The organism is Streptomyces sp. NPDC001100 (genome assembly GCF_053598575.1).
This window is the reverse complement of record NZ_JBSFKO010000056.1, coordinates 44,746-56,723: the sequence shown is the minus strand read 5'-3', so window position 1 is coordinate 56,723 and position 11,978 is coordinate 44,746. Positions and strand designations below refer to the sequence as shown.

Genomic DNA, 11,978 nt, shown 5'->3' with positions numbered 1-11,978 from the left:
CCGCCCACCCACGGAACCGCTCCACCACCATCGACGCATCCACATCCCGCGCCGTACCGCTCCACCCGCTCATCACCAGGGCACGTTCGTCGTCGCCCGCGACTCCGATCCGCCGCACCGGCGCCGTCGGGTCCTCGACCGCGCGCGTGACGAATCCGGCCAGCGAGCGCTGGACCGCCCGCACCCACGCCCGGTCGTAGAGCGCCGCGTTCGCCTCAACGGTGATCTCGGTCCCGGAGCCCGTCCGGTCGATCAGCACCCCGAAGTCCTCGACCAGTCGGGTCGACACGTCCCGTGCGACGCCTCGGCAGTCGCCGAAGGCCAACTCCCCTGTCCGCGGCAGGATGTTCAGGTAAGGGCCGAAGTGCCAGCGGTCGCCCTCCGGCCAGCCCAGGTCCCGGCGTAGGTGTTCGCCCCGGTACCGCTGGTGGCGAAGGAGTTCGCCGACGGCAACGTCTGCCGTCCGGGCGAGGTCGAGGAGGCTCGCCCCGGCCGGGACCGGGAACCGTAGGGGCAGCATGTTCGCCCGGGTGATGCGGGCCCGCAGGTCCGTCTCGCCCACGCGCCCAGTCATGGGCAGGCTGAGCAGTGCTTCGGCCGCACCGGTCATACCGCTCACGAAGGCGCCGGAGGCGGCGGCGAGCAGCCGGGACGTCCGCAGGCCGGTGCTGTCCGCTGCGGAACGCAGCGCGTCCGTTGCGGCGGGTGCGAGGCTGCCTGTTTCGCGGAGCACCGCTCCGGCCCCGGTCTCCTGGAGGAATCCGGAGACACCGGAAAGGCGCGGGACCTCGGCCAATTCCGGCCGGTCCGAGAATCGGTCGTGCAAATACCGTCGGTCGTCGGTGAATTCGGGCGAGTTCCGGTACCTCGCCTCCTCGTCAAGTGCCTCAGTCAGCGAGACGAACTCGGTCTCCGGATATACGACACCCCTGACGAGGGCCGAATACACCTCGGCGACGCAACGCGCCATCAGCGTGCACGCATATCCGTCGAGCAGCAGATGGTTATAGCCCTGGAACCAGCAGTACCGATGGGGGTCGAGACGGAAGAGCACGAAGGAGAACAGCCGCTCTCCGCGCGGGTCTTCCACGCCTGCGAGTTCTTCGCGCATCCGGGTTTCCATCCACGCGCGCAGGTCGCCGCCGCCCGCGTCAGGCTCCTCGATGCGCAGCGACCATCGCCGATCGGGGTGCGGTACGGCGCGTGCGCTGCCGACCGCGTCCTCGGCGAATCGCACGCCCAGGATCTCCGTCTCCTCGACCGTCCGCCGCAGCGCGGCCTCGAAGGCGGGCACGTCGAGCGTGCCCGTGATCTCGACGGCCTGCCCGACGCTGTAGAGCGCGCGAGCGCCTCCGAGGCGCTGCGCGTGCCAGATTCCCTCCTGGCTGTCGGACAAGGAAAAGCTGCCACCGATTCGCTCGCTCATATCTAGGACTAACCCCTATTCCCTCTCCATGGGCATGCAGCTGCCCAATGCACCATTTCGCAGGAAACGCAAGGCAAAGAGCTTCCGCTCGGGAAGCTCCTGAGAATCCCCACCCGTGGACCGAAAAGCCCGGTGAAACGTCGTCAAAGCCCGTTCACGACCGGGGCCGGTCAATCAGAACAATACCTATCGGACGGTGTCGTCCAACCCGCCGTTCTGGTCACTTGGACGCAGTGGCCGCGCGCGGCTGTGACCAACCCTCGTATCGCTCCCCGGCCTTGACAAGGAGGGGAAAGGAGACCTCGACGACGAGCCCGCCGCCCGGCCTGGCGTGGGCGGTGAGGGTGGCGTCGTGGGCGGCGGCGATGGCGCGGACGATCGACAGGCCGAGGCCGTGGTGACCGTCGCCGGCGGTGCGGTACATGCGCTGGAACGGTTCGAAGAGCTGGTCGACCCGGTCCTTGGGGACCTCGGGGCCGGTGTTGGAGACCGTGAGGACGGCGCGCCGGTCGTGGCGCCGCACGGTGATGTCCACGGTGCCGTCGGGAACGTTGTAGTAGACCGCGTTGTGGACGAGGTTGGCGACCAGCCGCTCCAGGAGCGCGGTGTCGCCGGCGACCGGCGTCGGCTCGGTGCGGTCCTCGATCCGTACGCCGTGCCGCAGGGTCTCCGGGACCTGGGTGAGCAGCACGGACTCGTTGATCTCGGCCAGGTCGACGGGCTCGGTCCGCTCCACGCCCCGTTCGCTGACGGCCAGGGTGAGGAGCGATTCCAGCAGGGCTCCCTGGTGGGTGCTGATCCGCAGCAGGCGCTCGAAGTTCTCGCGGAACGACTCGGCGGTGGCGTCGCGGTCGAGGAGGGACTCCTCCAGGAGGGCGCGTTCCACCGTGAGCGGGGTGCGCAGCTCGTGGGCGGCGTTGGCGACGAAGCGCTTGTGGGACTCCAGGGCGGCTTCGAGCCTGGCGAGGAGCCCGTCGATGCTGTCGGCGAGTTCGCTGATCTCGTCGCGGGGGCCCGCGACGGCGAGGCGCTCGTGCACGTTGCTGGCGGAGATCCGGGCGATGCCGGCGTTGAGGGTGCGCATGGGCCGGAGCACCCGCCGGGCCAGGAGCCAGCTGAGCACGATGGAGATCGCGGCCATGATGGCGAGGGCGGTGCCGGACTGCACGAGGAGGTCGTGCATCTGGGCGTCGTGCAGATGCTCGGTCTGCCTGCGCAGTTGGTCGTTGAGCCACACGGTCAGGTCCTGCGGGGACCCGGACCCCGGGCCGGGCCGGATGACGGTCCCCGGTGACGAACCGCCTCCCGGTAGCCCTTCGTCGTGTACGGCGGTGACGACGTTGTGGGTGGGGCGGTTGACGAGCAGATAGGTGATGCCGAGCAGGACCGCGCCGGAGGCGATGAACAGCAGCCCGAAGAGCATGGCGAAGCGCACCCGGACCCGGCGGGGCGTGAGGAGGCGGACCACGGCTCGCACCCGGGCGGCACCGGGGCCGCTCAGCCAGGCATGGGCGCGAACTCGGGCGCGGGCCACAAGGGTTGTCGCCATGTCAGATCCGGTAGCCCTCTCCGGGCACGGTCTGGATCACGGAACGGTCGACGAGTTTGGTCCGGAGCCGGTTGACCGTGGCCTTGACGGTGGTGGTGCCGGGGTCGGTGACCTCGTCCCACACCTTGGCGAGCAGCTCGTCGGCCGGGACAGTCCGTCCCTCGGCACCGAGCAGGTAGGCGAGCACACCGAACTCCTTTGCGGTGAGGGGAAGTTGGGTGCCGGCGTGGCTGGCGGTACGGCGGGCGGGGTCGAGCAGGAGGGAGCCGCGGGCGAGGACGGGTTCCCGCACGGGGTGAGCGCGGCGGCCGAGGGCGCGGGTGCGGGCAAGGAGTTCGGCCCAGGCGAAGGGCTTGGGGAGGTAGTCGTCGGCGCCGAGGCCGAGGCCCTCGACCCGGTCGGCGATGGAGGCGGAGGCGGTGAGCATGAGCACCTTGGTGCGGATGCCCTCGGCTGTGAGTTCGGCACAGACCTCGTCGCCGTGCACGTCGGGGAGGTCGCGGTCGAGGACGACCACGTCGTAGTCGACGTCGATGGCGAGGTCGAGCGCGGTCCTCCCGTCGTAGGCGGTGTCCACCGCGAGGCCCTCGCGGCGGAACACCCTGGTGATCGAGTCCGCGAGTTCCGTATGGTCCTCAACCACCAGTACCCTCATCGCTCCCCCTACGAGACACACGTCACGGACCCCAGGCTCCCCCACCCCGGGTCACACCCGGGTTACTCCCCTCACAGGCTGGCGCACCGTCACCCGCCTGGCAACAACGGCCGTCCCGCGGTCGCGCCCGTCAGATCCGGTAACCGACGTGCGGGAGCGTCTCGATGACCGGCGGATCGCCGAGCTTCCGGCGCAGCCGGCTGACGGTGACCTTGACGGTGTTGCTGAACGGGTCGGCGTCCCGGTCCCAGGCCCGTTCCAGCAGTTCCTCGGCGGATACGACGGCACCGCCGGCGGCGAGCAGCACCTCCAGGACGGCCATCTCCTTCGGAGAGAGATCCACCTTGCGTCCGCCGCGGAGCGCGGTACGGCGGGCGGGGTCGAGCTCGATGTCGCCGCGGACGAGGACGGGAGGCACGGCGGGCTGATCGCGTCTGTCCAACGCCTGGACACGGGCGATGAGTTCGGCGAAGGAGAAGGGCTTGGCAAGGTAGTCGTCCGCGCCGAGGTCGAGGCCGTCGACACGGTCGGCGAGGGTGCCGGCGGCGGTGAGCATCAGGACGCGCGACGGGCTGCCCTGCCGGACGAGCGCACGGCAGATGTCGTCACCGTGGACGAGCGGCAGGTCACGGTCCAGGACGACGACGTCGTAGGCCCCGCTCGACGCCCGGCTCAGCCCCTGCTCGCCGTCGTGCGCGAGCTCGACCTCCATGGCATGCCGACGCAGCCCCCTCGCGACGCTCTCCGCGAGATCCTTGTGGTCCTCCACGATCAGTACGCGCATGCCCCAACTCTGGCAGCAGGAAGGTCACTTAGAGGTAACAGGGGACATAGGCGGCTCATCACGGTCGTGGCCTCCGACGCGGTGGACCACTGGGTGCGGGACCGGACAGTCACGGACTCGGATACCAACAGGCGGTCCCGCAGCGGTGGTTGCGGCCGACAGCGGGGCGTTGTCAGTGATGGGTGGCAGCATCGGGCGTATGACGGATTCCACGGCATTCGACTGGCGGTCCTTCCTGCTCGGGTGGAGCGGGGAGTGGGCCGATTCCCTGCCGGACGGCGAGACGCGGGGCGAGGGCGACGAGGCGGCGCGGCGGGCGCGCTGGCTGGGGTTCCCCGCCGCGTCTGAGGAGCGGATCGCGGCGATGGAGGAGCGCCTCGGCCGGCAAGTGCCCCCGTCGTACCGGGAGTTCCTCAAGGTCAGTGACGGGTGGCGGCACGCGGGCGGTTTCGTGTCGCTGCTGGCGGGGACCGAAGACGCCCGCTGGCACAACAACGCGTCAGGGCTCGCGGACATGTTCGAGGAGTACCTGGACGAGGACACGGGGCCCGAGGAGCGGCAGGAGTCGGACCTCTGGCGGCGCGGGCTGCAGCTCGACGTCGAGTCTGACATCACGTACGTCCTCCTGGATCCCGAGGACGTGGACGAGGACGGCGAGTGGGCCGTGTACACGTGGTCGAGCTGGCGGGCCGAGCCGCCCGAACGGCACGCGAACTTCCTCACGTTCATGCGGGACATGCACCGCGAGTTCCACAGCCTTCAGGCGCGCCGGAGCGACGGGGAGCCGGTGTTCGCCAACGACACGACGCGAAAACTGGACGCCCAGGTGGAGGAAGCCCGGCTGGAGGCGCTGCGCGGCGGCTGGGAAGAGGCCGTGAAGGCGCTGGACGAGGCCAAGGGATACAGCAGGGCGCGGGCCGCCGGGCTGGGGGACCAGATACGCCGACTGCTCGGCCAGACCTACATGGTGTACTACGACGGCCTGGTGACGGACCCGCAGTACGCGCCCGACCTATTGCCGCCGCTGGTCGCCGAGCACGCTAGACACTCGTACCGGGACGACTCCACACTGGCGTACCACCTCCGGGGCGCCGACGACGACCTGATGTCACTGGCTCACGCGACGCTGGATCAGGTGAGGGAGGGCGCGTACCGGTACACGGCGGCCGGACCGTTCGGGGAAGCGGTCGAGCGGGCACGGGAGTCGGCGCGGTGGGGAGACTCCGACGGGGCGTGGCGGACGCTGACGAACGCCCTTCCCCTGTGGGAGCCGCTGGGCCCGGACCATCTGGCACCGCTGGGGTGGGTGGCCGATCCCGTACTCGGGCCGCTGTTGACCCCGGAGCGGGGCCGCGAGCTGCTGTCCACGCCAAGGGGCGGACAGGTCGGCGAGGCACCGAGTCCGACGGCCGACCTCGACCCGGGCGACCTGGCGTGGCTCGCGGAACCGGACCGGGGCAACAACCGCACGTCCTACCGGTTCGTCCTGGTCGAAGGCACGGAGCCGAAGGAGTTGCCCGGACGCCTCGCGGACGCTGACGGGGACGGGCACGGCACTGTGCTGAACGAACCCATGACCTTCTGGGAGGCGCTCCAGAGGTCGCGGTACAACCGGAGGGAGTTCTCGTCCTACGACGACAGGGCCCTCATGGCAGTCGGCCGGGCCGGTACCGGCTGGAGCTTCGCCTTCGACGGCGCTCCCGCCCCGTTCGGCCGGCAGCGTTTCGTCTCCCCCGCCGCGACCGCCTGCGAGGGCACCCGCGCGGTGGTGGTGTGGAGCGGCTTGAGGACACCGCACGGGAAGCCGTTCTTCCACCTCTCGGTGGCACGAGACGGTGCCGAGCAGTACGCGTTCACGTACGCGGACGGAGAAATCCAGCGGAGCGGGGAAATACCGCGGGCGCTGGATCCGAGCCGGTTCTTCGACGACCCGGAGGACAGCGCCCGAGCAGAACGACCCCTGCTGGAAGCGGTGGCGGAGGAGTTCGGTGCGTCTCTACCGCGTCATGCCATCACGAACGGGCGCCTGCACACACTCACCACCCGCTCCTGGACCCGACCACCAAGGGACGGCGAGACGTACGCGGTGATCCGCATGCACCCGGCAGGCACGCGCCCGGCGGACGGCGAGCGGACGGAAATCAGCGGGCCGGAAAGCAGGTAAGCAGCCCGAGGGGACAATGCATGGAGCCGCCGGGTGGGCATCCCGGCCCGGAGCAGATGGACAGTGCCGGTTCCCCCACGACGGGATAGAGGGCTCGCTGCCCCAGGGTTCGGGGGACACCTACGGTGCGGGGAACCCGCCGACCGCCCGTTCACAGGTGTGCGCGACGCTCAGCACGGTGGTGTCGCCGAAGGGCCTGCCGGTGATCATCAAGCCGGCCGGGAGGCCGTCGACCAGGTCGGTCGGGACGCTGCACGAGGGGTGGCCGGTCGCGTCGAAGGGTGCGGTGTTGCCGACCATCGACAGCGCGAGGTGCAGGTAGTCGGCCAGGGAGATGTCGGCCGGCGGGATCTCCTTGGCCGTGTAGGGGACGGTGCGCATGACCAGCACGTCGTACCGGTCCAGTGCCGCGTCGTAGGCCGCGCGGACCTCCGGCAGGAGGCCGCGGGCCATGGCGAGAGAGCCCGCCACCGCGGGCGCGAACTCCTCCGACTCCTCGGCGGACAGGCCGAAGTGGAAGTGCTTGTCGATCGCCGCGAGGCGGGCGGCGTCAGATGCGGGGAGTGAGGACAAGGGACGACTCCTTTCAGCTGGACACGCATCAACCCGCCCGTGAGCAGCGGTTCTGTGATGTTGAGGGCGAACGTGTGCCGCCACCGGTGTGCGTGCAGCTTGAACAGCCCGGCCTCAAGACCCCGCCGCTTGAGCATGATGTTGATGCCGTTGGGGGCGAGCGGACGCATCCCGCGCTCGGCCAGCCACAGGTCCCGCAGGCTGGCCGCCTTGCGCTTGGCACGGGCCCGCAGGTAACGGCTGACAGCCCGTGCGTGTTGCAGCACAGGCGGATGATCGCCTCGTCCCGCAACTGGGCGAACCGCCTGCCCCCGCACGTACCGAGGACTTTCGCAGTCTCCTCGTCACGGATGACCGGGATCAGCTTCTGCGACATCTTGGGCTGGCTGACCCGCTCCATCGGCGACCGGTCGATCTCGCCCTCGCCCTCGCCCTCGCCGAGCATCAGCCACTTGAAGAACCGCTGCAGCGCCTTGTGCTTGTGCAGCGCCGTCGACGCCGACCGCGTCTCGATCATCCACGCCTGGAACGCCTCGACATACTCGCGGCGGCTGACTCCGCTCGGATCCTCGGCCGCGTCGTCGGCCTCCGAGTCCGGCGAGTACTCCCCCAGGTAGCGGCCCGACTGGGCGGCCGCGAGCAGATAGTTGTAGCGGGTGGTCTCCGGATAGTTCCCCGACCGCAGCGAACGGTCCCGGTCCCGCAGAAACCCCGGCCAGGTCGACAGACCCGCAGTGATCTTGGCCAGGTCCAGCAACGGCATTTTCACCGGCCTCCGAGTAAAGACGCCGATGAGCGGCATGCTCAACCCCGAAGACCGGAAACGACCCATACGAAAAGGGCCCCCGCAGGCTCTCGCCTGCGAAGACCCTTCACACCGTCGGGACGACAGGATTTGAACCTGCGACCCCTTGACCCCCAGGGGTGCAGATCACCCCTTTTGTCTGCATATACAACGCGAAATCAGGGTGTACGACGTCCGTTGCCGTGCGTGCCGTTCAAGTGCGCGGACACCGTGCGGTCCCCAACTGGTCCCCACGGCACGGGCACCAAGGCACCGACGTGGACTCCCGGGGCACCCGGGAGCGGTTCGGGACGCCGCCGGTCCGGCGGACCCCGGTCGGTTCATTCCGTCCCGTACCCGTCGCCCGACAAGATCCGCAGCGCCGAGGTCACGGCATCGGCCATCGCCCGGCGCGCCGCGGTGAGGGCCGGCCGGGGGTCGACGGCCGCGGGCGCCGCGTCGAGTGTGTCGCGGACCGCGCCGGTGAAGGCGGCATTCAGTGCCGTACCGATATTGACCTTGACCATGCCGGCCGCCACCGCCTGCCGGAGCTCCACGTCGGGCACGCCGGTCGAGCCGTGCAGAACCAGCGGCACGGGGACCGCCTGAGCGAGGCGGGCGATGAGACCGTGGTCGAGCCGGGCGGTGCGTGTGGTCATCGCGTGGGAGCTGCCGACCGCGACGGCCAGTGCGTCGACCCCGGTGGCGGACACGAAATCGCGCGCCTGACCGGGGTCCGTACGTACCGAGGGCGCGTGCACTCCGTCCTTGCCGCCGATCTCGCCGAGTTCCGCCTCCACCCACAGACCCCGGGCGTGCGCCCACTGCGCCGCGGCGCGCGTGGCCGCGACGTTCTCGGCATGCGGCAGCGCGGACGCGTCGAACATGACGGATCCGAAGCCGCAGTCTGCGGCGCATCGCAACAGCGCTTCGTCGGTGACGTGGTCGAGATGCAACGCCACGGGGACGGCGGCCGCCTCGGCGAGCGCGGCGGTGGCGCGGGCCATCGGGGCGAGTCGACCGCCGTGGAAGCGTATGGCGTTCTCGCTGATCTGGCAGATGACCGGGCGGCTCGCGGCTTCCGCCCCGGTGAGCACGGCCTCTGCGTACTCCAGGGTGACCACGTTGAACGCGCCGACGGCCCGTCCGTCGCGGCACGCGGAGTTCACCACGTCGGCGGTGGGAGTCAGCGGCACGGACGACCTCCGATCGCGGCATGCGAGTGATGCGGCAGCGGCTTCAGCACCGACTTTCGAAAAGTGCAGGGTTTTGCTCGTTTGGCGACCATAAAACACCCAATCAAGTGCTGTGGTTTCATGGAGGTGCGCACATCGTTGCGCATCCCCCTGCCAGAGAGTTGTGAGACATGGCGGCACCGCAGGCCCGGTGGAGCGCGCTGCTGGAGATGCTGACGCGCGACGGACGGCTCGAAGTCGAGCCGGCTGCCGAAGAGTTGCAGGTCTCCGCCGCGACGATCAGGCGTGACCTCGACGAGCTGGCCCGCCAGCAGATGGTCACCCGCACGCACGGCGGGGCCGTGCTCAACGCGATCGCCTACGACCTGCCACTGCGCTACAAGGCCGCGCGCAACGCTCCGGAGAAGGAGCGCATCGCGCACGCGGCCGCCGGGCTGGTGAAGGCCGGCGCCGTGGTCGGGTTGAACGGCGGCACCACGACCACCGAGATGGCGCGGGCCCTGGCCACCCGCGCCGACCTGAGTTCCGGCAGCGCGGAGACGGCGGTCACCGTGGTGACCAACGCCCTGAACATCGCCAATGAACTGGTCGTACGGCGCCACGTCAAGCTCGTGGTGACCGGCGGGGTGGCCCGGCCTGCGTCCTATGAGCTGATAGGGCCTCTGGCCACCGAACTGCTCGCGGAGATCGCACTGGACCAGGCCTTCATCGGGGTGGACGCCATCGACGTGGCCCACGGGGCGACCGCCCATCACGAAGGCGAGGCCAGCATCAACCGGGCGCTGGCCCGCCGCGCGCAGCAGGTCGTCGCGGTCGCCGACTCCTCCAAGCTGGGCCGACGGGCCTTCGCCCGCATCTGCCAGCTGGAGGACATCGACGTCCTGGTGACCGACAAGACCGCCTCGGACGAGCTGACCGAGTCGTTCGCGGCGGCCGGTGTGGAGGTCATCCGCGCCTGACCCCGCACGCCGCTCCCGTGGCGGCCCCGGCCGCGATGCGCATCCCGGCGTCATCCCCGGACGCCGCCCGCGGTCAGGCCGGAGACGAGGTGACGCTCTACGAAGACGAAGAGCACCACCACGGGCACGATCGCGACGAGCGAAGTGGCGAACAGGTACTGCCATTGCTCGTGGTACGAGGTGACGAAGCCGGGAATCGCCCTGGTCAGGGTCATCCGGTTGCTGGACGAGGTGATGGTGAGCGCCACCACGTACTCGTTCCACGCGCCGATGAAGGTGTAGACGAGCGCGGTCACCACACCGGGCATCGCGAGCGGCAGGACGACACGGGTGAGGGCGCCGAACCGCCCGGTGCCGTCGAGCCAGGCCGCCTCCTCCAATTCCTTGGGAATGCTCGCGAAGTACGCGTTGAGGATCCACACGCAGAACGGCAGGTTGAACGCCGCGTTCACCAGGATGAGGCCCTCGGCGGTGTCGGTCAGGTTGAGGCTGACCATCTCCCGGTAGATGCCGACCAGCAGCGCGGTCGGCGCGAACATCTGGGTGACGAGTACGAGCAGCAGGAAGGCGCCGCGCCCGCGGAAGCGGTGCCGGGCGGTGTAGTACGCGGCGGGCAGCCCGACGGCCAGGGCGAGCACGGTCGCCGCCCCCGCGACGTACAGCGAGAACACCAGCGCGTCCCCGACGCGCGGATCGGTGAGCGACCAGATGTGCGTGAAGTTCGACCACTGCCATCGGGAGGGCAGATAGGACGGCGGGGACTTCATCAGTTCGGGTGTCGGTTTGAGCGCCGTCAGCAGCATTACCGCGTAGGGCGCGAGAAACACCAGCGCCACCAGCCATCCGACTGCGGTGAGCAGGACGGTGCGCAGCTTCATCGGTCCTGGCCGCCTCCTGCGCGGCCCAATTCTACGGGTGATGACGGCTGTCCGGCTCACGTGGTGTCCTCCTGTCGGCGGACGACGCGCAGATAGACCAGCACCACAGCCAGAACCAGCCCGAAATTGACGACGGCCATGGCGGCCGACTCCCCCACCGACTGGTTGTCGAAGGCGAGTTTGTACAGGTAGGTGGTGGTCGTGTCGGTGGCGAAGCCGGGGCCGCCGCGCGTCATGGCCCAGATGATGGGGAACGAGTTGAACACGTTGATGACGTTGATGATCGCGGCGACCACCAGCGAGGGCCGCAGCAGCGGCAGGGTGATGCCCAGGTAGCCGCGGACCGGGCCGGCGCCGTCCACCCTCGCCGCCTCGTACACCTCGGCGGGGATGCTCTGCAGGCCGGCCAGCAGGACGAACGAGGTGAACGGCAGCGAGACGAACACCGCCACGCCCATCATCGCGACCAGGGCCTGCCCCGGATTGGCCAGCCAGTTGACGGGCGCGTCCAGCACACCGAGGTCCATGAGCAGCCGGTTGACCACTCCGTAGAAGTCGTTGAGCATCCAGCGCCAGATGAGCGCCGTCATCAGCACGGACGAGGCCCAGGGCACGATCATCGCCCACCGCACCAGCCGACGCCCGGGGAACCGGGAGTTCAGCAGTTGGGCCAGGCCGAGAGAGACCACGACCGTGACGGTGACGACCCCGACGACCCACACGAGGGTGCGCAACAGCACTCCGGGCAGGTCGCCCTCGGCGAACAGGTCGGTGTAGTTGCGGAGTCCGGCGAACCCCTGGGACAGCCCGGTGGAGCTCACCCGCGTCAGGGATGTCCGGGTCATCTCGACGACCGGCCAGACGACCATGGTCAGGATGAGGAGGGTCGCGGGACCGAGCCACAACAGCGGCTCCAGCGCGCGCCAGGTCCTGCGAGGGCGGTGCGGCACGGGTGGCGCCGGCACCGCCGGGGCCGAGCGTTCGGCCCCGGCGGTGCCCACAGTGACATC

At 69.9% G+C, this 11,978-nt stretch carries 11 protein-coding genes; 2 read left to right on the top strand and 9 right to left on the bottom strand.

All coding sequences use genetic code 11. The features are described from left to right. The 4 genes from ACWDEW_RS45440 to ACWDEW_RS45425 form a co-directional block, all read right to left on the bottom strand. Window positions 1–1,396: condensation domain-containing protein (locus tag ACWDEW_RS45440; RefSeq protein WP_450521729.1), on the bottom strand; the 1,396-nt coding region annotated here is incomplete at its 3' end. A gap of 250 nt (window positions 1,397–1,646) precedes the next feature. Next, the gene (locus tag ACWDEW_RS45435; protein WP_450521728.1) at window positions 1,647–2,975 is read right to left on the bottom strand and encodes a sensor histidine kinase; all 1,329 of its coding nucleotides are present in this window, start codon (window positions 2,973–2,975) and stop codon (window positions 1,647–1,649) included. 1 nt (window position 2,976) lies between these two features. After that, window positions 2,977–3,630, bottom strand: coding sequence for a response regulator transcription factor (locus tag ACWDEW_RS45430; protein ID WP_450521726.1), 654 nt, complete (start codon window positions 3,628–3,630; stop codon window positions 2,977–2,979). 130 nt (window positions 3,631–3,760) lie between these two features. Continuing rightward, window positions 3,761–4,414: a response regulator transcription factor gene (locus ACWDEW_RS45425; protein WP_450521725.1), complete on the bottom strand. Its 654-nt coding sequence runs from the start codon at window positions 4,412–4,414 to the stop codon at window positions 3,761–3,763. 199 nt (window positions 4,415–4,613) lie between these two features. On the opposite strand from ACWDEW_RS45425, the gene ACWDEW_RS45420 reads away from it, so the two are divergent. Further along, entirely contained in the window at window positions 4,614–6,578 is a 1,965-nt protein-coding gene (locus ACWDEW_RS45420; RefSeq protein ID WP_450521723.1) for an SMI1/KNR4 family protein, read from the top strand. A 120-nt stretch (window positions 6,579–6,698) separates the two neighbouring features. Here ACWDEW_RS45420 and ACWDEW_RS45415 read toward each other — a convergent pair whose 3' ends face one another. From ACWDEW_RS45415 to ACWDEW_RS45405, 3 genes are all read right to left on the bottom strand, one after another. Further along, on the bottom strand, window positions 6,699–7,151 hold the full coding sequence (locus ACWDEW_RS45415) for an amidase family protein (protein WP_450521721.1): 453 nt from the start codon (window positions 7,149–7,151) through the stop codon (window positions 6,699–6,701). 28 nt (window positions 7,152–7,179) lie between these two features. Beyond that, window positions 7,180–7,953 (bottom strand): hypothetical protein, encoded by a 774-nt coding sequence (locus tag ACWDEW_RS45410; protein WP_450521720.1) that lies wholly within the window; start codon window positions 7,951–7,953, stop codon window positions 7,180–7,182. Between the two features lie 323 nt (window positions 7,954–8,276). After that, window positions 8,277–9,131, bottom strand: a complete 855-nt coding sequence (locus tag ACWDEW_RS45405; protein WP_450521718.1) for a class II fructose-bisphosphate aldolase — start codon at window positions 9,129–9,131, stop codon at window positions 8,277–8,279. 170 nt (window positions 9,132–9,301) lie between these two features. Between ACWDEW_RS45405 and ACWDEW_RS45400 the strand changes: the two genes are divergently transcribed. After that, complete coding sequence (locus tag ACWDEW_RS45400; RefSeq protein WP_450521716.1) at window positions 9,302–10,090, top strand: DeoR/GlpR family DNA-binding transcription regulator; 789 nt, start codon at window positions 9,302–9,304, stop codon at window positions 10,088–10,090. A gap of 50 nt (window positions 10,091–10,140) precedes the next feature. On the opposite strand, the gene ACWDEW_RS45395 is transcribed toward ACWDEW_RS45400, so the two are convergent. Then, entirely contained in the window at window positions 10,141–10,968 is an 828-nt protein-coding gene (locus tag ACWDEW_RS45395) for a carbohydrate ABC transporter permease (RefSeq protein ID WP_355977361.1), read from the bottom strand. 56 nt (window positions 10,969–11,024) lie between these two features. Next, the gene (locus ACWDEW_RS45390) at window positions 11,025–11,969 is read right to left on the bottom strand and encodes a carbohydrate ABC transporter permease (RefSeq protein WP_450521714.1); all 945 of its coding nucleotides are present in this window, start codon (window positions 11,967–11,969) and stop codon (window positions 11,025–11,027) included. Window positions 11,970–11,978 lie beyond the last annotated feature (9 nt).